Annotated in this window: 17 protein-coding genes and 3 tRNA genes; 17 read left to right on the plus strand and 3 right to left on the minus strand. The window is 52.9% G+C overall.

What is annotated here, in order from left to right:
* The first annotated feature begins 129 nt into the window (after window positions 1–129).
* Window positions 130–813 (plus strand): phosphoglycolate phosphatase, encoded by a 684-nt coding sequence (locus BMX66_RS14290; RefSeq protein WP_090883429.1) that lies wholly within the window; start codon window positions 130–132, stop codon window positions 811–813.
* Window positions 814–954: 141 nt separating this feature from the next.
* Window positions 955–2433 carry an anthranilate synthase component I gene (gene trpE / locus BMX66_RS14295; protein ID WP_090883382.1) on the plus strand — a complete coding sequence of 493 codons (1479 nt, stop codon included), beginning with the start codon at window positions 955–957 and terminating at the stop codon, window positions 2431–2433.
* Between the two features lie 243 nt (window positions 2434–2676).
* Here trpE and dacB read toward each other — a convergent pair whose 3' ends face one another.
* Window positions 2677–4281, minus strand: a complete 1605-nt coding sequence (gene dacB, locus BMX66_RS14300; protein ID WP_177168800.1) for a D-alanyl-D-alanine carboxypeptidase/D-alanyl-D-alanine endopeptidase — start codon at window positions 4279–4281, stop codon at window positions 2677–2679.
* Window positions 4282–4407: 126 nt separating this feature from the next.
* Window positions 4408–5718, minus strand: a complete 1311-nt coding sequence (gene bioA, locus BMX66_RS14305) for an adenosylmethionine--8-amino-7-oxononanoate transaminase (protein WP_090883384.1) — start codon at window positions 5716–5718, stop codon at window positions 4408–4410.
* 157 nt (window positions 5719–5875) lie between these two features.
* On the opposite strand from bioA, the gene groES reads away from it, so the two are divergent.
* The 13 genes from groES (at window position 5876) to BMX66_RS14370 (ending at window position 18842) form a co-directional block, all read left to right on the plus strand.
* On the plus strand, window positions 5876–6166 hold the full coding sequence (groES, locus tag BMX66_RS14310; RefSeq protein ID WP_090883385.1) for a co-chaperone GroES: 291 nt from the start codon (window positions 5876–5878) through the stop codon (window positions 6164–6166).
* Window positions 6167–6216: 50 nt separating this feature from the next.
* Complete coding sequence (gene groL / locus BMX66_RS14315; protein ID WP_090883387.1) at window positions 6217–7875, plus strand: chaperonin GroEL; 1659 nt, start codon at window positions 6217–6219, stop codon at window positions 7873–7875.
* A gap of 371 nt (window positions 7876–8246) precedes the next feature.
* Window positions 8247–9092 (plus strand): presqualene diphosphate synthase HpnD, encoded by an 846-nt coding sequence (hpnD, locus tag BMX66_RS14320; protein ID WP_090883389.1) that lies wholly within the window; start codon window positions 8247–8249, stop codon window positions 9090–9092.
* 250 nt (window positions 9093–9342) lie between these two features.
* Window positions 9343–10089 carry a YciK family oxidoreductase gene (locus BMX66_RS14325; RefSeq protein ID WP_090883391.1) on the plus strand — a complete coding sequence of 249 codons (747 nt, stop codon included), beginning with the start codon at window positions 9343–9345 and terminating at the stop codon, window positions 10087–10089.
* 129 nt (window positions 10090–10218) lie between these two features.
* Window positions 10219–10303 (plus strand) — tRNA-Leu (locus BMX66_RS14330).
* A 96-nt stretch (window positions 10304–10399) separates the two neighbouring features.
* Window positions 10400–11704 carry a trigger factor gene (gene tig / locus BMX66_RS14335; RefSeq protein ID WP_090883394.1) on the plus strand — a complete coding sequence of 435 codons (1305 nt, stop codon included), beginning with the start codon at window positions 10400–10402 and terminating at the stop codon, window positions 11702–11704.
* 1 nt (window position 11705) lies between these two features.
* Window positions 11706–12350, plus strand: coding sequence for an ATP-dependent Clp endopeptidase proteolytic subunit ClpP (gene clpP, locus BMX66_RS14340; protein WP_218142103.1), 645 nt, complete (start codon window positions 11706–11708; stop codon window positions 12348–12350).
* Window positions 12351–12421: 71 nt separating this feature from the next.
* On the plus strand, window positions 12422–13699 hold the full coding sequence (gene clpX, locus BMX66_RS14345; protein WP_177168801.1) for an ATP-dependent Clp protease ATP-binding subunit ClpX: 1278 nt from the start codon (window positions 12422–12424) through the stop codon (window positions 13697–13699).
* Between the two features lie 90 nt (window positions 13700–13789).
* Window positions 13790–16213 (plus strand): endopeptidase La, encoded by a 2424-nt coding sequence (gene lon, locus BMX66_RS14350; RefSeq protein WP_090883399.1) that lies wholly within the window; start codon window positions 13790–13792, stop codon window positions 16211–16213.
* A 226-nt stretch (window positions 16214–16439) separates the two neighbouring features.
* Window positions 16440–16712 carry an HU family DNA-binding protein gene (locus tag BMX66_RS14355; RefSeq protein WP_090883401.1) on the plus strand — a complete coding sequence of 91 codons (273 nt, stop codon included), beginning with the start codon at window positions 16440–16442 and terminating at the stop codon, window positions 16710–16712.
* Window positions 16713–16726: 14 nt separating this feature from the next.
* A tRNA-Val gene (locus BMX66_RS14360) sits at window positions 16727–16802 on the plus strand.
* A gap of 15 nt (window positions 16803–16817) precedes the next feature.
* Window positions 16818–16894: transfer RNA gene (locus BMX66_RS14365), tRNA-Asp, on the plus strand.
* A 25-nt stretch (window positions 16895–16919) separates the two neighbouring features.
* The gene (locus BMX66_RS14370) at window positions 16920–18842 is read left to right on the plus strand and encodes a SurA N-terminal domain-containing protein (protein WP_369826996.1); all 1923 of its coding nucleotides are present in this window, start codon (window positions 16920–16922) and stop codon (window positions 18840–18842) included.
* A 187-nt stretch (window positions 18843–19029) separates the two neighbouring features.
* On the opposite strand, the gene BMX66_RS14375 is transcribed toward BMX66_RS14370, so the two are convergent.
* Window positions 19030–19818 (minus strand): enoyl-ACP reductase FabI, encoded by a 789-nt coding sequence (locus BMX66_RS14375; protein ID WP_090883405.1) that lies wholly within the window; start codon window positions 19816–19818, stop codon window positions 19030–19032.
* Between the two features lie 282 nt (window positions 19819–20100).
* Here BMX66_RS14375 and BMX66_RS14380 point away from each other — a divergent pair, with 282 nt between their 5' ends.
* Window positions 20101–22263, plus strand: coding sequence for an ABC transporter substrate-binding protein (locus BMX66_RS14380; RefSeq protein WP_090883406.1), 2163 nt, complete (start codon window positions 20101–20103; stop codon window positions 22261–22263).
* Between the two features lie 6 nt (window positions 22264–22269).
* Window positions 22270–23247 (plus strand): ABC transporter permease, encoded by a 978-nt coding sequence (locus BMX66_RS14385; protein ID WP_090883408.1) that lies wholly within the window; start codon window positions 22270–22272, stop codon window positions 23245–23247.

A 23247-nucleotide genomic window follows, 5' to 3' on the forward strand; every position in this document is an offset into this window, starting at 1 on the left:
CAGTAAAGCCGGATTTGCGAGCATTCATTCATTATCACGGCTTTATTCCATTCCAACCACATCCCCTATAAGGGACAATACGACGTGAATAAAAGTCTTTCCCCGGTCACGGATGCCTCCGCAACCGAAATGGAATTTCCCCTGCTGATCAAAGCCGTGATGATCGACCTGGACGGTACGCTTCTTGATACGGCGCATGATCTGGCGGCAGCTGCGAATATGATGTTAAGAGAACTGGGAAGGGCGGAGCTTCCGCCGGAAACCATTCAATCCTACATCGGCAAGGGCATAGAGAGAATGGTCAAGCGCTCGCTTACAGGCAGTATGGATGGCGAGCCCGATGCGGAATTGTTCAATAGAGCGATGCCAATATATGAGCGCGATTACGCGAAAACGCTGTGTATTGATACGCGGCCCTATCCAGGAGTACTGGAGGGCTTGAAGGCACTGCGCGAAAACGGTTTCCGCTTGGCATGCGTTACCAACAAGGCAGAGGCCTTTACCCTGCCGCTGCTTCGTGCTACAGGGTTGCTGGGCTTTTTCGATGTTGTCCTTTCGGGCGACAGCCTGCCCAAGAAGAAACCCGATCCTATGCCTTTGCTCCATGCCTGCAAACAGTTCGGGATTGAGCCCAGCGAAATGCTGCTGATCGGCGACTCCTTGAACGATGCCCAGGCAGCACGCGCTGCGGGTTGCCGCGTCTTTTGCGTACCATATGGGTACAACGAGGGGCGGGATGTGCGGGAACTTGATTGTGACGCCATCGTTTCATCGCTTTACGAGGCAACAAAGCTGATCCGAAAACTGTCATGATCAATAAAAAAACGAAAATTGGAAGATGTACAGCCAAAACCTGCCGCCTCCGGCGTCAGGGCTCTGGATGTTGGCGTGGCTAATACTTAAGCTCGCCGCGCTGTTGCCTTCTTCTTTTTTTTGTTTTTTCGGAGTTAAATCATGACCGATGCCGAGTTCAACGCCCTTGCGGCACAGGGATACAATCGTATCCCTCTGGTTCTGGAAACCTTTGCCGATCTCGATACCCCTCTATCGGTTTATCTGAAGCTTGCCAACCAGCCTTATTCGTATTTGCTGGAATCCGTGCAGGGCGGCGAACGCTTCGGGCGCTACTCGTTTATCGGCTTGCCCGCGATGGCCCGCATCGAGGGACGTGGCACCCATATCAGTCTTAACGATGGCGGGGAACGGCAAGAGATCGAAGCCGCTGATCCGCTTTCTTTTATCGAATCCTATCTGTCGCGTTTCAAGGCGGCGCCATATCCTGGCTTACCACGCTTCTGCGGCGGCCTTGCAGGGTACTTCGCCTATGACACCGTTCGATACATCGAACGCAAGCTGGCTACCCGTCAATATCGCCATCCCGATAAGCTCGACACGCCGGACATACTGCTGTTGCTAACCGAAGAGCTGGCAGTGGTAGATAACCTTTCCGGCAAACTCTACCTCATAGTGTATGCCGATCCAGGCAAAGCGGGTGCATACCTCACCGCCAAGGCCCGCTTGAAAGAACTGCTTGCCAACTTGCGCAGACCTGTGGAGATCCCGGTTGAGATACCTTGTAAATCGGGTGAGGCTGTTTCGGAATTCAACCAGGCAGATTTTATTGCGGCGGTGGAGCGTGCCAAGCAATATATTTTTGATGGCGACATCATGCAGGTAGTGCTGTCGCAGCGCACCAGCAAGCCTTATAACGCCTCGTCATTGGCGCTGTACCGTGCGCTGCGCAGCCTCAATCCTTCTCCCTACATGTTTTATTACGACCTCGGCGGTTTTCACGTCGTCGGTGCCTCGCCCGAGATACTGGTGCGGCTTGAGAGCGAGACCGTGACGGTGAGACCCATCGCAGGCACTCGCCCGCGCGGAAAAACCGTACCGAAAGACATAGCGCTGGCAGCCGATCTGCTGGCCGATCCGAAAGAACGCGCGGAGCATGTCATGCTAATGGACCTGGGGCGCAACGATGTGGGGCGCGTTGCCCAGACCGGTACGGTGAAAGTCACCGAGAACATGCAGATCGAACGCTATTCTCATGTCATGCATATTGTTTCCAATGTGGAGGGCAAACTCAAACCCGGCCTGAATGCGATGGATGTGCTTCGGGCTACCTTTCCCGCAGGCACCGTCAGCGGTGCACCCAAAGTACGGGCGATGGAAATTATCGATGAACTGGAAGTCTCCAAGCGCGGCGTTTATGCCGGCGCAGTCGGCTATTTGGGATTCAATGGGGACATGGACCTGGCCATCGCCATTCGCACGGGTATCATCAAGGACGGTACGTTACACGTACAGGCGGGCGCCGGTATTGTTGCCGATTCCGTGCCGCAAAGCGAATGGACAGAGACACAAAACAAGGCTAAAGCGTTGTTGCGGGCGGCGGAAATAGCGGAAAGCGGACTGGACAGCAGGATCGAGTAGAGCGCCATCCATCAGGCGCACGTTATCCGCGGGGTAGTTGTATATGTTCGCCTACCGAATCTAATCAAAGCGGTTGCCATCGGGTGGCGGTTGCTATATAAAAATCGTGTGGCTGATGCTAATCTCGGCGACTATTGAATCGGCTTGTGCGTTTGCGTCTATGCCATTGCAATCACGGTAGCAGAGGGTAAAGAGCAGCCGGGTGAGCCGCCTGTTCGCCTCAATCGGAAATTCATCCGGGTCCTATCGTGGCCTTTCATAAACCCAATCCAGCAATGCGTCCATTGCGGTCTGTGCGTTTCCCGCTTTCGGATGATTGACGAAGAAAATCACGACCATGCGCCTCCCGGATTTATCAAGCACATATCCCGCCATGGTTTTGACGCCCTCCAGCAAACCGGTTTTAATATGCGCCTGCCCCGCGGTAGCGCTGCCGTTTAGCCGTTTCTTCATGGTTCCGTCCACCGCGGCGATCGGCAGGGAGGATATGAACTCTGGCATGACCGGGCTTTGAAATGCGGCGAGTAAAAGCGCTCCCAAATGGTGAGTGCTGATGCGCTCGTTGCGCGATAAGCCTGAGCCGTTTTCGATGATGAGTTCAGGGAAGCTCAGCCCTCGGGACGCGAGCCATGTTCGGACCGCGATATCCGATTGGGCAAGCGTGGCGCGCGGCTTGCTTTCACTATCAGCCGTACCATTGGCTGCCCTGATAATTCGGCCCGTAGCATTGGCAGCGGCGATGCCGTTAGTGAGGCCCAATGCAAGGTATAGCTGCCGCGCCGCAGTGTTGTTACTGAATTTATTGATATCGCGAACAATGTCCGAAAGCGGAGGGGATTGATGAATTTCCAGCGGAGCTAGTCCTTCGGGCGCTGTCCCACTGCGTACGTTGCCGTGAAATATTCCACCTTGTTCTTCCCACAGTTGCCTGAACAGCCGGGCGGTATAGTTGGACGCATCATGCACGCTGAGAAATAGAGTTTTTTCGCCGCAATCGGTGGAATAACTGCCTTTGAGCAGAACTGAAGCCCGGCCATTGTTCCCGCTACCAGTGCGAATGACGGGGGCGAGCGTATCGCGCCATTCGCTGCACAGGCCGTTGGTAAGCGTCAGGCTGTTCTTGAGGTCTAGTGACGAAGGCAGCGGATCGACCACGATTCGAACCGTTTTGCTTTCAGGTTGAGGAAGGAGCCGTAGCGCCAGAGTCCGATAGTTCACCAGCAATGCTTCGGGAGGCACATTGTAGGAACGGTGGGGCTTACCGTCGAAAGCAGCCGGGTCGACGGTTGGCAGATCAAAATGGCTGCTATCCAGCACGAGGTCTCCGGCAATTTCGCGCAATCCGGTTTGACGCAGGCGCCGCGTCAGCAACCAGAAGTTTTCCAGGTTCAGCCTGGGATCGCCATAGCCCTTGATTACCAGGTTACCTTGCAGCGTATCGTCCCGCATCATGCCGTCAGCGTATACTTCCGTTTTCCATGTGTATGCCGGTCCCAGCAGTTCCAAGCCCGCAAACGTCGTGACGAGCTTCATAACAGATGCCGGATTCATCGCTACCCCGGCATTGATGGCAAGCAGGGGTGGGGTTGCACCGATCTCATGAACATAAATGCTGGTAGAAGACTCGGGAATGCGCGCCTGCTTGAGCGCCTCGCGCACTGCCGTGGGCAAATCATGTGAAAACGCAGGTATCGGCAAGAAGACAAGTGCACAACATAGAGCAACGCCCAGAGCGATGGCCAATTTTTGGTTGAGCAATTGAAAATTTAAAGCCTGCGGGTTTCGTTCGGCCTGTTCGGCCTGTTCGACCCGTTTGACCCGTTTGACCTTAGGGCCAGCTTGGAACATGCCGAAATCCATCAAAAAGCGAACATGGAGTATTCGTAGATAGCACTGCGGTGACTTGATGCAGCGTCGGAAAAGTGTCCCGCTGTAACCATTGCAGCCGCGGAGGCTTAATCAGCGGATTCCTTTTCAGCATGAGTCCACCACCCGCAAGGTTCCTGATATCAGCAAATCGATTTCCTGCTCATCAATGGTATATGGCGGCATGAAATAGACCGTGTTTCCCAGCGGGCGCAACGACAACTCCTGTTTGAGAGCAGCCTGGAAGAAGTTTCCGGAAAAAGCGGGATCGGAGGTTTCGACCTCGAATGCCCAGATCATTCCGCAGTTACGAAAGTCTCTTACTTTGGGATGAGATGCGATCGGATGTGCCGCCTCGCTGATATAACTTGCCTTGATGCGATTGGCAACAAGGATGTTATCTTGTTCAAAAATATCCAGCGTTGCGAGTGCAGCCCGGCACGCCAGTGCATTGCCCGCATGGGTGTGCGAATGCAGAAAAGCGCGTGCGGCTTCATCATCATAAAAAGCCGAAAATACCGCATCCGTGGTCATTACCACGGAAAGGGGGAGGTAGCCGGCAGTCAAACCTTTACCGAGGCATAGAAAATCCGGAATCATGTCCGCCTGCTCGCAGGCAAACATGGTTCCGGTTCTGCCAAAACCAACCGCGATTTCATCCGCGATCAGATGTACCTGGTACTTGTCGCACAGCTCCCTGGCGCGCTTGAGATAATCGGCGTGGTACATGCCCATCCCCGCAGCGCCCTGAATGAGCGGTTCCACGATGAACGCCGCGGTTACCGAATGATTTTCCTGGAGATAGCCTTCGAGTGCGTTAGCGGCACGAAGCGCATAATCCCTGTCGGATTCTCCCTCGGACGCATAACGCCAGTCGGGAGTGAGAACGTGCGCGCCGGATCGCAGTAGCGGGGCGTAGATATCCTTGAACAGCGGCACATCGGTAACCGAAAGCGCGCCCAGGGTTTCTCCGTGGTAGTCATGCTGCAAACTGATAAACCGATTCTTTTCTGGCCGGCCGCTGTTGTGCCAGTACTGAAAGCTCATTTTCAGCGCGGTTTCCACTGCGGACGCGCCGTCGCTGCTATACGAGCAATGGCCGAGCCTGTTCGATAGCAGCTTGCTCAGGCGTTCGGATAGCTCTACCACCGGCTCATGCGTAAACCCAGCCAGCATGACATGTTCAAACCTGTCAAGCTGATCGCGGATGGCCGCATTGATCCTCGGATTGGCGTGACCGAACAGGTTGACCCACCAGGACCCGATAGCGTCGAGGTAGCGCCGGTCGTCGAGGTCGTAAAGCCATACGCCTTTGCCCCGGACGATTGTAATGAGCGGCTGCAACTCATGCTGCTTCATCTGGGTGCATGGATGCCAGACTGATTTTAAGCTTCGTTCAGATAAGTATTTATTGCCCATCTACTTGAAATTCCCTGCAACAGACCCTATTATTAGCACTCGTTAGCACTCGTCAGTGTTGAGTGCTAATAATTTTGTAGAAAATCCAGAGAGCCGCATTTAAATGGGTTCCTACTGGGGTTTCATCGTTTTGATTTTTTAAAACAGGAGAAAGAATATGCAGATTCGTCCCTTACACGACCGCGTTATTGTCAGGCGGCTGGAAGAAGAACGCAAGACCGCATCCGGTATTGTCATCCCCGACAGTGCTGCGGAGAAGCCCGATCAAGGCGAAATTATTGCCGTGGGCAAGGGCAAGGTCGGCGACGATGGCAATGTCCGCGCGCTGGAAGTGAAAGTCGGCGATAAAGTTCTGTTCGGCAAATATTCCGGACAGGCCGTGAAGGTGTCTGGAGAAGAGCTTCTCGTAATGCGCGAAGAAGACATTATGGGCGTTATCGAAGGGTAGTTTTAACGACACCTTACACAACATTTTCTGGAAATTAGGAGAAAAAGATTATGGCAGCGAAAGAAGTGAAATTTGGCGATTCCGCTCGCCACAAAATGGTGAACGGGGTCAACATATTGGCCGATGCAGTCAAGGTTACCCTGGGCCCTAAAGGCCGCAACGTCGTGCTGGAGCGTTCCTACGGGGCCCCCACCATTACCAAGGACGGTGTTTCAGTAGCGAAAGAGATTGAACTGAAAGACAAGTTCGAGAATATGGGTGCACAAATGGTTAAGGAAGTGGCCAGCAAAACTTCCGATGTAGCCGGCGACGGAACAACCACCGCCACGGTGCTGGCGCAATCCATCGTAAAAGAAGGCATGAAGTACGTTGCCGCCGGAATGAACCCGATGGACCTCAAGCGGGGTATCGACAAAGCGGTTACCGCGACCGTTGAGGAACTCAAGAAATTTTCCAAACCCTGCACTACCGGCAAGGAAATCGCACAGGTAGGAAGCATCTCCGCCAATTCCGATCCTGAAATAGGCAAGATTATTGCAGACGCAATGGAAAAGGTGGGCAAGGAAGGCGTGATCACCGTGGAAGACGGCTCCGGCCTGCAAAACGAATTGGAAGTGGTCGAAGGCATGCAGTTCGATCGCGGGTACCTTTCGCCTTACTTCATTAACAACGCTGACAGGCAAATCGCTTTGCTGGAGAACCCTTTTATCCTGCTGCACGATAAAAAGATTTCCAATATCCGTGAATTGCTCCCTGTACTGGAACTGGTAGCCAAAGCTGGCAAGCCGCTGCTGATTATTGCTGAAGATGTGGACGGCGAGGCGCTCGCAACACTGGTGGTGAACAATATCCGTGGTATCCTCAAAACCTGTGCGGTCAAAGCGCCCGGGTTTGGTGATCGCCGTAAAGCAATGCTGGAAGATATCGCCATTCTTACGGGCGGCACCGTAATTGCCGAGGAAGTCGGGTTGTCACTGGAAAAGGCGACGCTGAAGGAACTGGGTCAGGCCAAGCGCATTGAAATCGGCAAGGAAGAAACCACCGTTATCGATGGCGCTGGCGACACGCAAAACATCGAATCGCGCGTAAAGCAGGTTCGCAATCAGATCGAAGAAGCGACCAGCGACTACGACAAGGAGAAATTGCAAGAGCGTGTGGCAAAGCTTGCTGGCGGGGTGGCGCTGATTAAAGTCGGCGCGGCTACCGAGGTCGAAATGAAAGAGAAGAAAGCGCGTGTCGAAGATGCGCTTCATGCGACCCGGGCGGCGGTAGAAGAAGGTATCGTTCCCGGCGGCGGAGTTGCCTTGTTGCGCAGCCGTGCTGCACTGGCAAGCATCAAAGGCGACAATGCAGATCAGGATGCAGGCATCAAGATTGTGCTGCGGGCGTTGGAAGAGCCACTGCGCCAGATTGTAGCCAACTGCGGCGACGAACCTTCGGTGGTAATCAACAAGGTGCTGGAAGGTCAGGGTAACTTTGGTTACAACGCTGCCAGCAGCGAATACGGCGACATGGTGGAAATGGGTGTCCTCGATCCTACCAAGGTCACGCGTTATGCACTGCAGCACGCTGCCTCGGTGGCGAGCCTGATGCTCACCACTGATGCTCTGGTCGCAGAAATGCCGAAGGAAGAATCCAACGGAGGCGGCATGGGTGGCGGAATGGGCGGCATGGGCGGCATGGGTGGCATGGGTGGCATGGATATGTAGGTTGCCGTCCCTGCTGTCAGCATGCAGCGCAATAGAAAACCCCGCTACGGTGGGGTTTTTTATTGGAAAACGGAACGGATAAAATTTGTCGTTATTCTCGCTGCTCATACCCCTATACCCAACAGTTCCGGAAGACTCCATAAAATCGGATTTGGAATTGGCTGAGGCGCTGAAAAAATTAATCACTCTGCCATTTGACGTTTATTATTGATATCGACGCCCTGACATTATGGAATTTAATTTATTCACAGTTTTGTCGATGCCCCGCCGGAGCAGAGGCACTTGAATACGATAATGAGTACTCAACGTAATTGCGTTGGGTGGGGGTAGTGGGCGGCCAAATGTTATTTTCATAATCATAATTATTCCTCATGACACCAGACCAATATTGTCAGGAAAAAGCCGTTCAAAGCGGCTCCAGCTTCTATTACAGCTTTCTTTATCTGCCGTTGGAAAAACGGCGTGCCATTACAGCACTTTACGCTTTCTGCCGTGAAGTGGACGATGTGGTGGATGAATGCACGGATGCGTCGGTAGCGCGGGCGAAGCTCGCGTGGTGGCGCCAGGAAGTAGCTGCCATTCGCAATTCGGGAACTGGAGACAAGCCCAGCCACCCGGTGACGAAAGCGCTGGCCGATGTGTCGCAAACGTTCAACCTTACTGCTGAGCGATTGAACGAAATCATCGACGGGATGGAAATGGACCTCAACTATAATCGCTATGCCGATTTCGACACCCTGCGTCATTACTGTTATCACGTCGCCAGCGTGGTAGGATTATGTTCTGCAGAGATATTCGGCTATCGCAATCCGGAAACGTTGAAATATGCGGAAGATCTGGGACTCGCATTCCAGCTCACCAACATCATACGCGACGTCGGCGAGGATGCATGCCGCGACCGCATTTACCTTCCCCAGGATGAACTTCGGCGCTTCGGAGTGACCAGCGAGGATATAATCAATTCCCGCGAGACTGAGAGCTTCAGGCAGTTGATGGAGTTTCAGATCGAGCGGGCGGAAAGTTATTATGCCCGGGCTTTTGCAGCTCTGCCTGCCGACGATCGCAAAAGCCAGCGTCCCGGTATTATCATGGCGGCGATCTATCAAGCACTTTTGAAGGAGATCAAGGAGGACGGCTGTCACGTCCTGCGGCAGCGTGTGAGTCTTACGCCGATCCGCAAATTATGGATAGCCTGGACAACCTGGATGAGGGAATAAGCGCGCTTCCAGCCCGAATTTTGTTATATGCCGAATAATGAGTTCAAGCTGCGAAGGCAACAGGCGTTGATTGCGATTGCTGCGCTTGACTGACACAAGCGGCGGGTTGCGGTGCTTCCTGGTACTTCCTGCGTAATTGATTTTGAGGCATTGCTCCCCGGAAACCTTGCCGCGGGGCACAGACATCACTCATGTTTCTCCTGGTCCAATATCCCCTGTCATGATTTTCCAATCAGTAAATTAATTCCTTATGAATGAATTCGAGAACTATAGTGCGCCCAAGGATCTGCTCAAGGACCGCGTAATTCTGGTGACTGGCGCGGGGCAGGGCATAGGCCGCACCGTAGCGCTGGCCTATGCCGCGCACGGCGCAACTATTATCCTGCACGGACGTAATATCAAGAAACTGGAAAGCGTCTACGATGAAATAGAGACGGGAGGAGGGGCTCAGCCAGCAATTTTTCCGCTTGACCTGGAAAAGGCCGAAGACAAGGATTTTGCGGCTATTGCGCAAGCCATCAAATTACAGTTGGGCAGGTTGGACGGTATTTTACACAACGCGGCATTGCTATTCACCCTGACTCCACTTGAGACCCAGACAATGGAGCAATGGCTGGCACTGCTGCGCGTAAATCTTATCGCGCCATTTGCGCTGACACGCGCCTGTCTGCCGCTGCTGAAAGCTTCGTCTGATGCTAGCGTCATCATGACCTCAGATACGCATGGGCATGTTCCCGCCGCATATTGGGGCGGCTTCGCGGTGGCCAAGGCGGGGATAGAGGCACTGGTCAAGATTCAGGCCCAGGAATGGGAAATATTGCCGAGCCTGCGCATCAATACGCTAATCCCGGGACCTGTGCATACACCGCAAAGAACCAGAACGCATCCTGGCGAGGTCAAGCAAAGCTTACGTCAGCCTCAGGATTTGATGTCATGTTACCTGTATCTAATGGGACCCGACAGTAAGGCGGTCAGTGGCAAAACGGTATTTTGCTAGGGTTATGCAGGGAATTTGAGAATAAGTCCTCCACACAGGATTTTTCCGGGTTTCTATTATGGTGCTGTAACCGGGAGAAATAGGTATAATTGACCCGACGCCAACGAAGATAAATCGATAAAGCGGCACGCGAAAGTGGCGGAATTGGTAGACGCACCAGATTTAGGTTCTGGCGCCGAAAGGTGTGGGGGTTCGAGTCCCCCCTTTCGCACCAGGGAGTTATAAGCGTTCCGAGCGATGCTGTATGTGGGCCATCGCGTTCCCCTGGTCGCTAACGCTGCATATTGTTATCCACCAGTCAGGAAATACAATGCAAACGAATGTTGAAGACCTTGGCGCCCTGGAGCGCCGCCTTGACGTTTCAGTTCCCCAGCAGAAAATCGAGACGGAAGTTGAAAGTCGCCTCAGGAGACTGGCGCGTACGGCGAAATTGCACGGTTTCCGGCCAGGAAAAGTGCCGTTGAAAATCGTTACGCAGCAGTATGGCCCCCAGGTGAGGCAGGAAGTGATAGGCGATGTGCTGAAGAAAAATTTCAGTGACGCCGTGCGTGAGAAGAACCTGCGAGTTGCGGGTTATCCCCGTTTCGAACCAAAGACGCCGGAAGGCGATGCCACCCAATTTGAATTCAGCGCTACGTTTGAGGTCTATCCTGATGTGGTTCTGGGCGATTTGAGCACGGTCAGGGTTGAAAAGCCGGTGGTCAGCGTCACCAGTTCCGACGTGGATAAGACGGTAGAGGTTTTGCGTCGGCAGCGGATTCAGTTCGAGCCTGCCGGACGGCCAGCGCAGTCCGGCGATCGAATCAATATAGATTATCGCGGCGTTATCGACGGAGTAGAGTTTGCGGGTGGTCAAGCCGAGAATTTCACCCTGGTGCTCGGCGAAGGCAGGCTCCTCAAGGATTTCGAAGATCCGCTCATCGATATGAGTCCCGGGCAGAGCAAAACGTTTGAAGTTACCTTTCCGGCAGACTATCATGGGAAGGAGGTTGCCGGAAAGACTGCTACATTTGAAGTGAAGCTCAATGGAGTAGAAGCCTCCCGCTTACCGGAAGTCGATGAGGAATTTGCCGCATCGCTGGGTGTTGCCAGTGGCGATATCGAAAAAATGCGGGATGAGATTCGAGCCAACCTCGAGCGCGAGCTATCAAAGCGGGTAAACGCGAGACTCAAGGAACAGGTAATGCAGGCCCTGCTTGATACAACCACCATCCAGGCGCCAAAAGCCCTGGTGGAAGTTGAATTGGAGCGATTGATGCAGGATGCCCGCAGCGACCTTGTATCGCGCGGAATGAACGCGAAGAATGTGCCGCTGCCTCGGGATTTGCTTCAGGATCGGGCGCAACGGCGCGTCAGCCTGGGATTGATTTTGGGGGAACTGGTAAAGATTCACGGCTTGCACCCAAAACCGGAACAGGTGCGTGCGGTGGTTGAGGATCTGGCCCAGAGCTATGAAAATCCGGCCGAGGTGGTCAAATGGCACTATTCCTCACCGGATCGCCTCAATGAAGTTGAATCGGCCGCATTGGAAGACAACGTGGTAACGTGGGTGCTGGAAAATGTCACGGTGATGGATAAGCCGATGACTTTAGACGAGCTAATGGGAAGATCATGACATGATGCAACAACTGGACTGGAAACAGCGCAATCTCGAGCCGAGCGGTTTGGGTCTGATTCCCATGGTCATCGAAACCAGTGGGAGGGGAGAGCGCGCTTACGATATTTACTCTCGGTTATTGAAAGAGAGAGTCATATTTCTGGTTGGCCCCGTAACCGAGGCTTCCGCCAATCTGATCGTGGCGCAGCTTCTGTTTCTGGAGTCGGAAAACGCGGATAAGGATATTCATTTTTATATTAATTCTCCTGGCGGCCTGGTTTCGGCGGGGATGGCTGTTTACGATACCATGCAGTTTATCAAGCCGGATGTCAGTACGCTCTGCATAGGACAAGCGGCGAGCATGGGATCTTTGCTGCTGACAGCCGGCGCAAAGGGCAAGCGCTTTTGTCTCGCCAACTCGCGCGTCATGATCCATCAGCCGCTGGGCGGCTTCCAGGGACAGGCATCGGATATTGAAATACATGCCAAAGAAATTCTGTTTCTAAAAAACCGGTTGAATGAACTGCTGGCAAAGCACACCGGGCAGAGCATAGAGACTATTGAGCGAGACACCGATCGGGATAATTTTCTGAGCGCCGAGAAGTCAGTGGAATACGGACTGATCGATGCTGTGCTAACCTACAGAAACGAGAGTACGAGTTGAGATATATGGAGCCATGGGGGAGTTGATTATTAGCTACGGGCGCAACGGCTCGGATAATGCGGGATAAAACTATGTCAGAGAAAACTGGCGGGGAAAAACTGCTTTATTGTTCCTTTTGCGGCAAGAGTCAACACGAAGTCAAGAAGCTCATCGCGGGTCCATCGGTATTTATTTGCGACGAATGTATCGAGCTCTGCAACGATATCATTCGAGAGGAAATACAAGGCGCGGAAGCCGCCAAGCTTACCAAGTCCGATTTACCGGTACCTCACGAAATCCGTCAGATTCTCGATCACTACGTGATCGGGCAGGAGCAGGCCAAAAAAATTCTTTCGGTAGCGGTGTATAACCACTACAAGCGCTTGAGAAATCTGGCGAAATCCGGTGACTCCGACGACATTGAGCTTGCCAAGAGCAACATCCTCCTCATCGGTCCGACGGGTTCTGGCAAGACTTTGCTCGCCCAGACACTGGCGCGGCTGCTCGATGTGCCTTTTGTCATGGCCGATGCAACGACACTGACCGAAGCAGGCTATGTGGGCGAGGATGTTGAAAATATCATCCAGAAGCTGCTCCAGAAATGCAATTATGACGCAGAAAAGGCCCAGCAGGGGATAGTTTATATCGACGAAATCGACAAGATCTCGCGTAAGGCGGATAACCCGTCGATCACACGGGATGTGTCGGGTGAAGGCGTGCAACAGGCTTTGCTCAAGCTGATAGAGGGAACTATCGCCTCGGTGCCGCCTCAGGGAGGCAGAAAACATCCCAATCAGGAATTTGTCCAGGTCGACACTACAAACATCCTTTTCATTTGCGGGGGTGCTTTTGACGGACTCGACAAGGTAATACGCGCTCGTTCCGAAAAGGGTGGGATAGGTTTCAGCGCCAATGTGAGAAGCCAGGACAATCGCAAGGATTTCGGCGCGGTGTTGCGTGGCGTAGAGCCGGAAGATCTGGTCAAGTATGGGCTGATCCCGGAGTTTGTCGGCCGCCTGCCGGTGGTTGCAACCCTAGAAGAACTGGATGAGTCAGCGTTGATTCAGATTTTGACCGAACCAAAGAACGCGCTTATCAAACAGTATCAGAAAATGTTTCACATGGAAGGAGGCGTCGATCTCGAATTTCGGGAGCAGGCGCTCAAAGCGATAGCCAAGAAGGCGCTTGCGCGCAAGACCGGTGCCCGGGGTTTGCGCTCCATTCTGGAAAATGCCTTGCTCGATACCATGTTCGATCTGCCATCTTTGGAAAATGTCGCCAAGGTGGTGATTGATCACGGCTCAGTCAATGGCGATATCAAGCCTATTCTGATTTATTCGGATAAACCAAAGGTAGCCAAGAGCTGTTAGTCCGAGTTCTGTAGCTTGTCTGGTCCGTTGCCTTGAATTTTCTCTGCGGCGTCCCCATAACTCTTGTTTGTTTCTTATAGGTGAGCCGATATGTCTTCTCCACTGAACGATCCCGATCAAATTTCGCTACCGCTATTGCCATTACGCGACGTCGTTGTCTTTCCGCATATGGTGATTCCTCTTTTCGTCGGACGGCCTAAATCCATAAAGGCACTGGAAGTCGCGATGGAGGCCGGCAAGAGTATTCTGCTGGTGGCCCAGAAATTCGCGGCCAAGGACGAGCCGGCGCCGGAAGATCTCTACGGCGTATGTACTGTGGCAAACCTGCTGCAGATGCTTAAATTGCCTGATGGTACTGTCAAGGTGCTTGTGGAAGGCGGCCGCCGCGCGCGCATCATGAAGGTGACCGATGATGGCGCGTATTTTTCGGGCGAAGCGGCATTACTGCCTCCGGATGCCGTAGACAACCATGAAGTTGAAGCCATGCGGCGGGCGATGCTGGCGCAGTTCGACCAGTATGTGAAGCTCAACAAGAAGATTCCGCCCGAAATACTGACTTCGCTCAGCGGGATAGATGAAGCAGGGCGCCTGGCCGATACAATCGCCGCTCATTTGCCTTTGAAACTCGAGCAGAAACAGGAAGTGCTGGAAATTTTTGATGTACCGAAGCGCCTGGAACATCTTCTGGGGCTACTTGAAACCGAACTCGACATCCTTCAGGTGGAAAAGCGCATTCGTGGACGTGTCAAACGCCAGATGGAGAAAAGCCAGCGCGACTACTACCTCAACGAGCAGGTCAAGGCCATCCAGAAGGAGCTGGGCGAAGGCGAAGACGGCGCAGATCTGGAAGAAATCGACAAGAAAATACAATCGGCCCAGATGTCCAAAGAGGCACGTTCAAAGGCAGAGGCAGAGTTGAAAAAACTGCGCTTGATGTCGCCCATGTCGGCCGAGGCCACGGTGGTTCGTAATTACATCGATGCCCTGGTAGCGCTCCCCTGGAAGAAAAAAAGCAAAATCAGCAAAAACCTGGGCGCCGCCGAAGTGGTGCTCGAGCAGGATCATTACGGCCTCGAAAAGGTCAAGGAACGAATTGTCGAGTATCTGGCTGTGCAGCAGCGCGTGGATAAGTTGAAGGCGCCTATTCTCTGCCTTGTTGGTCCGCCCGGAGTAGGGAAGACTTCATTGGGACAGTCCATAGCGCGTGCCACTAACCGCAAATTCGTGCGTATGTCCCTGGGCGGCGTGCGCGACGAGGCCGAGGTACGCGGCCACCGCCGTACTTATATCGGTTCAATGCCTGGCAAGATTCTGCAAAACATGACCAAGGTAGGCGTCAAAAACCCGTTATTCCTGCTCGATGAAGTGGATAAGATGGGTATGGATTTTCGTGGCGATCCGTCATCGGCGCTGCTGGAAGTGCTCGATCCAGAGCAGAACAATTCGTTTGTGGATCATTATATCGAGGTTGAGTACGATTTATCCGATGTCATGTTCGTCGCCACTGCGAACACGCTGAATATACCGCCGGCGTTGCTCGATAGAATGGAGGTGATCAGGCTGTCGGGCTATACCGAGGATGAGAAACTCAATATTGCAATGCGGTACTTGCTGCCCAAACAGATAAAAAACCATGGCTTGAAAGAAAATGAACTGGCAGTGTCAGAATCCGCCTTGCGTGACATTACGCGCTATTACACCCGCGAGGCGGGGGTACGTGCCATGGAACGGGAAATCTCCAAAATATGCCGCAAAGTGGTAAAAGCATTGTTGCTGAAAAGTGATCAGAAAAAGATTACTGTCAGCGGCAGAAACCTGGATAAGTACCTGGGTGTGCGGCGCTACACATATGGTGTTGCGGAAGAAAAAAATCAGGTCGGACAGGTTACCGGTCTCGCATGGACCGAGGTTGGGGGTGAACTGTTGACTATCGAGGCGGTGGTATTGCCCGGGAAGGGAAAAACCATCACAACCGGAAAGCTGGGTGAAGTAATGCAGGAATCTGTCCAGGCAGCACTATCCGTGGTACGCAGCCGTTCAAGAACGTTGGGTATTGTCGATGATTTTTACCAGAAGAACGACATCCATATCCACTTGCCGGAGGGCGCGACGCCCAAGGATGGTCCAAGCGCGGGGATCGGTATCTGCATTGCGATGGTATCGGCTCTGACAGGCATTCCAGCCCGGGCAACTGTGGCAATGACGGGGGAAATCACGTTGCGCGGCGAAGTGCTCCCTATTGGGGGGCTCAAGGAAAAACTGCTGGCAGCGCATCGCGGCGGCATAAAAACGGTACTGATCCCCGAGGACAACGTCAAAGACCTGACAGAGATTCCCGAGAACATTAAAAATAGATTGGATATTCATCCCGTCAAATGGATAGATGAGGTGCTGGATCTGGCCCTGGAGCGCAAGCCGGACGCGCTTCCCTCTGCAGCCTCGCCGGTGCCCGGTCCTGGTCCTGGTCCTGTTGCGGTAGAGGGAGATGCGAGAAGCACGGTTATCAAGCATTGAATTATCAAACTGTTCTTTTGCATTTTATTGCTTGACTCCGTCGGACTACTCACCAATATGGATGAATTTACTTTCAGTCATTTTAGATGAGATTTTCGCGGCAAATCGGTGCATGAAAGGTTTTCTGAAATATTTTCACAATTGCTTGACCAAGCACAAGCGGCTTGATATAAAACCGATTGCAGGGTTTTTGTAACTCTTTTAACAATAACGAAAGGGGAATCACGTGAACAAATCTGAGCTCATCGATGCCATCGCCAAATCGTCCGACATTTCCAAGGCCTCTGCGGGAAATGCTCTGGACGGTGCATTATCGGCTATTAAAGTCGCCCTTAAAAAAGGCCAAAGCGTCACCCTGGTGGGATTTGGAACTTTCAAAGTAGGTACGCGGGCCGCCCGCACCGGCCGGAATCCGCGCACCGGCGCGGCTATCAAAATCGAGGCCACAAAGGTTCCAAAATTCACTGCTGGCAAGGCGCTCAAGGATGCAGTAAACTAGCGTTTTTTCGGACGGGGTGCTTAGCTCAGTTGGTAGAGCGTCGCCCTTACAAGGCGAATGTCGGCGGTTCGACCCCGTCAGCACCCACCAGCGGTTGTTATTGTTGGAGTGGTAGTTCAGTTGGTTAGAATACCGGCCTGTCACGCCGGGGGTCGCGGGTTCGAGTCCCGTCCACTCCGCCAGATTTTGCGCTAAACCAAGGCGAACGTGAGTTCGCCTTTTTTATTCGTTTTCCACCCATTAATGTTTGATTTCGTCCATAAAAAACAACGAATAGTCCAGATCATCCTGGCACTTGCTTTACTGCCATTTTTGTTCTGGGGACTTGAGTCGTATCAGGGTAGTGACGGCGGCGACCATGTTGCGCAAGCGGCGGGAGAAAAAATTTCCCGGGAGGAATTTGCTCAGGCGCTGCGCAACCAGCAGGAAAATCTGCGGGCTACCATGGGAGAAAACGTTAACGATACCATGCTGGACTCCCCGGAGGTGCGATCCGCGGTATTGGAAGGGCTGATTCAACAGCGATTACTGAGGCATGAGGCATCGCGTGTCGGATTGATTGTGCCGGATTCCCAACTGGTGGAGATGATACAAAATATTTCCGCGTTTCAGGAAGATGGAAAATTCTCCAAGCAGCGCTACGAAGAATTGCTGCGTGGCCAGGGAATGAACCCCCGAACATTTGAAGCGCGCGTGCGTCAGGAGTTGATGCGGCAGCAACTGATTGCTCCCTATAGCGAAAATGGCTTCATTTCCCATTCAGTAGCGGAAAGAGTTATACGACTGAGCGAAGAGAAACGTGAAATCAGCCTGGCTGAAATACAGCCGGAGCAATTCCTGCAGCAGATCAAACCGGACGATGCAGCCATCAAAACCTATTACGACACCCATCAGGCCGAGTTTCAGTTGCCGGAGCAGGTGCGGGTCGAATATTTAGTGGTATCACTGGATGAGCTGATTAAACAGTCGCACGTCAGCGATGAGGAAGCAACCAGGTATTTCAACGAACACAGGGACGAATTTGGGCAGCAGGAAGAACGCCAGGCAAGTCACATTCTCATTAGTGCCCCTGCCACAGCGTCAGATGCGGAAAAGCAGGCCGCGCGCGCCAAAGCCGAGCAATTGCTGCTCGAAGTCAGAAAGTCTCCCCAGCGTTTTGCGGATCTCGCCAAGGAGCATTCGCAGGACCCGGGCTCAGCGGCCAAAGGGGGCGACCTTGGTTTTTTCGCGCGCAACATGATGGTCAAGACTTTTGAAGATGCGGTTTTCGAGATGAAATTGGATGAAATCAGCGACGTGATCGAGACAGAACACGGTTTTCATATTATCAAGCTTGCCGGGATAAAGGGCGCAAAACCAGTGGGTCTTGATGAAGTAAGGGGTCGCGTTGAGCAGGAAGTAAAAAGACAAAAAGCGGAAAAGATGTTTGGTGAGATGGCGGAAGACTTCGGCAATACGGTATATGAGCAGAGCGATAGTCTGCAGCCAGCCTCGGAGAAGTTCAACCTGCCCATCCAGCAGAGTGACTGGATCCCGAAAAACGGCGGCAAGCCTCCATACTTCACGGACGAACGACTGCTGCAGGCGATATTTTCGGACGACGCAGTCAAGGACAAACGTAATACCGAAGCAATCGAAGTTTCGCCGAACACGCTGGTTTCAGCGAGAGTGCTGGGCCACAGGCCTGCGACAACGCCTCCTGTTACAGAATTAAGAGATAAAATTGCCGAGACCATAGCGCGGCAGGAAGCAGCCAAGGCGGCTGTAAACGAGGGAAGAGAGAAACTTGCCAGGTTGCAGGACGGCAAGGATGCGATGGTCAAGTGGAGTGCTTCCCGGCAAATTTCCCGAAAGAATCCCCAAGGCCTTGACAACGAAACCGTGCGGGCAGTTTTCAAGACCGAAACCGAAAAACTGCCGTCTTATACCGGATTGGCCAATTCCCAAGGCGGTTTTACCTTGATCCGCGTCGAGCAGGTAATTGAACCTGAACCGGCGGATATGGCTGAAACCAAAGCGTTTGCCGGACAGCTACAACAGCTGCTTGCCCAGCAGGAACTCTCATCTTATTTGGCCGAAGTGAGGAAGCGGTATGACGTCTCCGTGAGCGGCGAAAATCTGGAGAAGTAGCGCAGGAATCCTGAAGGCAACTTTCGAATAAATTCCACTTCCTTCCGATGCGGAAATCAGGCACTCGTCGCCATTGTGCTTCTCGCGTCGAATCGAGTTGGGGTCTCCTTCCTCTTATCTCGTCATCATCCCGATTCTGCAACCCGGTTGGCAAATGAGCGCGCCGGGGAGGACTTTCAGAGATTGCTCAAGAATCAATCAGGTCAAACGCAACCGTGTTAAACCCTGCATCGACGTGAGTAATTTCGCCGGTAATACCGCTAGCCAGATCACTGCACAGAAAAGCAGCAACATTACCGACCTCCATGATCGAAACGTTACGCCGTAGCGGCGCGACTTTTTCGGTATAGCTCAACAGTTTTCCAAAGTTGCCAATTCCCGCCGCTGCCAGTGTCTTGATGGGTCCGGCAGAGATGGCATTGACCCGTATCCCCTTGGGGCCGAGGCTGGATGCCATGAAGCGCACATTCGCCTCAAGACTTGCTTTGGCCAGTCCCATGACGTTGTAATTCGGCATAACCCTTGTCGAGCCAAGGTAGCTGAGTGTAAGGAGTGCACCGTTCCTGCCTTGCATGAGCGGCATCCCCGCCTTGGCCAGTGCCGTAAAGCTGTAGGAACTGACATCGTGGGCTATGCGGAACGCCTCGCGGTCTACGCTTTCGATATAGTCTCCGCTCAATGCCTCACGCGGGGCAAAGGCGATTGAATGAACGATGCCGTCAAGGCCGTCCCAACGTTTCGCCAAATCGTCGAAACAGCGGTCGATTTCCGTGTCGTTCGAAACATCACAGGGAAACAACAGGTCGCTACCGAATTCGGTAATTATTTTTCCCACTCGTTCACGCACTCCTTCCCCCTGATAAGTAAAGGCCAGTTGCGCACCTTCGCGATGCATTGCTTTAGCAATGCCGTAGGCAATGGACCGATTACTTAGCAGTCCGGCGATGAGAATGCGCTTATCGGCGAGAAGGGTCATGTCATATCCTTGCGATAGTTGAGTAATCTGCGGAATTATAGCTTCAAGTCCACGGTACTTGTAGAATCATCAGTTTTCGCCTGAGTTGCACTCAGGCTGTTTGCCCCACATTTACGCTACACTAACGCATCAATGAAGGCAGCAGTGTTTACCGAACCCTTGAAACCGTCTTCACTTTCGCCGTTAGCGAGGGCGACAGTACCTTTGCACGATCGGATACACGAAACAGGCCGAGCCATTCCCAGGTGCCTTGAGTATCTACTGGTAATACTTACAGCCCTGATGTGCGCGTGCAGCGGTCCCTGGAATAATCCCTATCCCGAAAGCGATACGGGGAAAAATATTCTTTATGGTGCGTTTGCCGAGCGTCCGAAGCATCTGGACCCCGTGCAGTCCTATAGCTCCAACGAAATCCTTATCACAGCACAGATTTACGAACCGCCATTGCAATACCATTACCTTAAACGTCCCTACGAGCTGATTCCGGCGTCGGCGGCAAAAATGCCGATAGTAGAGTATTTCGACGAGAAAGGAACGCGTTTGCCGGACAATGCCCGTGATGAGCAGATTGCTTACACGATTTATGAGATCTCGATCATGCCTGGCATTCGTTTCCAGCCTCATCCGGCATTCGCCAAAGACCAGCAGGGAGAGTTTCTTTATCATCGCCTACCAGAAAAGGAGTTGGCCGACATCCACAAACTGGGCGATTTTCCCCATACGGATTCCCGCGAACTGACTGCTGAAGATTACGTCTTCCAGATCAAACGGCTGGCACACCCCCGGCTGCATTCACCAATTTTTGGTTTGATGTCCGATTACATTGCTGGCCTCAAGGAATACGCTGAAACCCTGCGGGCAGCCGATGAGGCGCAACTCAAGGAGCAGGGCAGAGATGCGTATCTGGATTTGAACAACTATCCGCTGGCGGGCGCGGAGACGGTAGATCGCTATACCTACCGCGTCAAGATCAACGGCAAATATCCTCAGTTCAAGTACTGGCTGGCAATGCCTTTTTTCGCCCCTATCCCATGGGAGGCGGAACGTTTTTACAATCAGAAGGGATTGGCTGAAAAAAATATCAACCTTGACTGGTACCCGCTGGGAACCGGACCTTATATGCTGACGGAAAACGACCCCAACCGCGTGATGGTTCTGGAAAAAAACCCCAATTTTCATGGCGAGACTTATCCGTCCGAGGGAATGCCGGGCGATGGACAGGCCGGTTTGCTAGGGGATGCGGGAGCACCGCTGCCCTTTATTGACAAAGTCATATACAGCCGTGAGAGGGAGAGCATTCCTCGCTGGAACAAATTCCTGCAAGGCTACTATGACGCTTCGAATATCGGTTCGGACAGTTTCGATCAGGCAGTTCAACTGACGGGACAGGGTGAAGCAACCGTGACCGAAGCGATGCAGGAGCAAGGCATCCGCCTGGAGACAGCAGTGGCGACCTCCACGAATTACATGGGTTTCAACATGCTGGATCCGGTGGTGGGCGGTGTCGGTAAACAGGGGCGCGAAGCCGCCAGAAAATTGCGGCAGGCTATTTCGATCGCAGTGGATTACGAGGAGTATGTTTCCATATTTGCCAATGGACGCGGTGTTCCTGCCCAGGGACCCATCGCACCGGGTATCGCTGGTCACCGGGAAGGCAAGGAAGGAATCAATCCGGTGGTATACGACTGGGTAGACGGGCGCCCCCGCCGTAAACCAATCGAGGCTGCCAGAAAACTGCTGGCAGAAGCAGGTTATCCCGATGGTATGGACGCCAAAACAGGCGCGCCGCTCGTGCTTTATTTCGATGTCACCACTCGCGGAACCGAAGACAAATCCAGTCTCGACTGGATGCGCAAGCAATTCCGGAAACTCAATATCCAGCTAGTGGTCCGGAATACAGACTACAACCGCTTCCAGGACAAGATACGCAAGGGCAACGCACAAATTTTCGAGTGGGGCTGGAATGCGGATTATCCCGACCCGGAAAATTTTTTATTCCTGCTGTACGGTCCCCAGCGAAAAGTCGGAAACGAAGGCGAGAACGCCGCCAATTACTCCAACCCGGAGTATAACCGGCTGTTCGACCGAATGAAGAATATGGAAAACGGTCCCAAACGTCAGCAGATCATTGACCGGATGATAACTATTCTTCGTCACGACTCACCCTGGCTCTGGGGGTACCACCCCAAGGAATACGGGTTGTATCACGCCTGGTACGGCAATATTAAAGCGAACAGATTGTCAAATAACAATGTCAAATACTTCCGGATAGATGCCGGCATGCGGGAGCAGAAGCGGAGCGAATGGAACAAACCGGTGCTGTGGCCTGCCATAGCGGGATTGATTGTGCTGGTGGCAAGCATGATTCCCGCCGTCGTCGTTTACCGCCGCAGGGAGCGAGGGGCAGGAATAACGAGTACAACAACAGAAATACATATGTCATGAGCTTCAATGCTTAATTACATTATCCGGCGCGTGCTGTACGCGATTCCCATTCTGATCGGCGTCAATCTGATTACCTTCACCTTATTCTTCGTGGTGAACACGCCCGATGATATGGCGCGAATGCAACTGGGGATCAAGCGCGTTACCCCCGAAGCCATTGCCAAGTGGAAGCAGGAGCGCGGCTACGATAAGCCGCTGATGTTCAGCAGCAGCGACGAGGGTTTCGCAAAACTGACGAATACTATTTTTTTTGAGAAGTCGGCTGCCATGTTTGCTTTCCGTTTCGGTCGCGCCGATGATGGACGGGATATTGCTTATGAAATCAAAAGCCGGATGGTGCCCAGCCTCGCCATCGCACTGCCGGTATTTCTGCTGGGGTTGGGCGTCTATATAGTCTTTGCGCTGATAATGGTGTTTTTTCGGGCCACCTACGTGGATTTCTGGGGTGTGGTACTATGCGTCGCGCTAATGTCCATCTCCAGTTTATTCTACATTATCGCCGGACAATTTCTGATCAGCAAATTGTGGCATCTAGTGCCGATATCAGGTTATGGTCAAGGGTTGGATGCCGCCAAATTTCTCGTCCTCCCGGTGATTATCGGCGTGATAAGCGGCGCTGGCGCCAATACCCGCTGGTATCGAACCCTCTTTCTGGAAGAAATGGGTAAAGACTATGTCCGTACCGCCCGGGCCAAGGGCTTGCCGGAAAGTATCGTACTGTTTGGGCACGTGCTCAGAAACGCCATGATTCCCATACTCACCGGAGCGGTAGTCGTGATTCCGCTGCTTTTTCTCGGTAGCCTGATTGCCGAATCTTTTTTTGGTATACCCGGATTGGGCAGCTATACCATTGATGCAATCAACTCTCAGGATTTCGCAGTAGTGCGGGCCATGGTTTTTCTCGGATCGCTGCTTTATATCGTCGGGCTGATATTGACAGACATTTCCTATACGCTGGTGGACCCCAGGATCAGGTTGGAATAA

Origin of the sequence: Nitrosovibrio sp. Nv6, from assembly GCF_900110495.1 — a bacterium.
Lineage (GTDB): Bacteria > Pseudomonadota > Gammaproteobacteria > Burkholderiales > Nitrosomonadaceae > Nitrosospira.

Excerpts from the sequence above, each read along its gene's own strand:
- BMX66_RS14380 (WP_090883406.1), top strand. The coding sequence starts at position 20,101 with ATGTGCGCGTGCAGCGGTCCCTGGAATAATCCCTATCCCGAAAGCGAT.
- hpnD (WP_090883389.1), top strand. The coding sequence starts at position 8,247 with ATGACACCAGACCAATATTGTCAGGAAAAAGCCGTTCAAAGCGGCTCC.
- tig (WP_090883394.1), top strand. The coding sequence starts at position 10,400 with ATGCAAACGAATGTTGAAGACCTTGGCGCCCTGGAGCGCCGCCTTGAC.
- bioA (WP_090883384.1), bottom strand. The coding sequence starts at position 5,718 with ATGGGCAATAAATACTTATCTGAACGAAGCTTAAAATCAGTCTGGCAT.
- clpP (WP_218142103.1), top strand. The coding sequence starts at position 11,706 with ATGATGCAACAACTGGACTGGAAACAGCGCAATCTCGAGCCGAGCGGT.
- lon (WP_090883399.1), top strand. The coding sequence starts at position 13,790 with ATGTCTTCTCCACTGAACGATCCCGATCAAATTTCGCTACCGCTATTG.
- trpE (WP_090883382.1), top strand. The coding sequence starts at position 955 with ATGACCGATGCCGAGTTCAACGCCCTTGCGGCACAGGGATACAATCGT.
- groES (WP_090883385.1), top strand. The coding sequence starts at position 5,876 with ATGCAGATTCGTCCCTTACACGACCGCGTTATTGTCAGGCGGCTGGAA.
- BMX66_RS14385 (WP_090883408.1), top strand. The coding sequence starts at position 22,270 with ATGCTTAATTACATTATCCGGCGCGTGCTGTACGCGATTCCCATTCTG.
- clpX (WP_177168801.1), top strand. The coding sequence starts at position 12,422 with ATGTCAGAGAAAACTGGCGGGGAAAAACTGCTTTATTGTTCCTTTTGC.
- BMX66_RS14375 (WP_090883405.1), bottom strand. The coding sequence starts at position 19,818 with ATGACCCTTCTCGCCGATAAGCGCATTCTCATCGCCGGACTGCTAAGT.
- BMX66_RS14325 (WP_090883391.1), top strand. The coding sequence starts at position 9,343 with ATGAATGAATTCGAGAACTATAGTGCGCCCAAGGATCTGCTCAAGGAC.
- groL (WP_090883387.1), top strand. The coding sequence starts at position 6,217 with ATGGCAGCGAAAGAAGTGAAATTTGGCGATTCCGCTCGCCACAAAATG.
- dacB (WP_177168800.1), bottom strand. The coding sequence starts at position 4,281 with ATGTTCCAAGCTGGCCCTAAGGTCAAACGGGTCAAACGGGTCGAACAG.
- BMX66_RS14290 (WP_090883429.1), top strand. The coding sequence starts at position 130 with ATGGAATTTCCCCTGCTGATCAAAGCCGTGATGATCGACCTGGACGGT.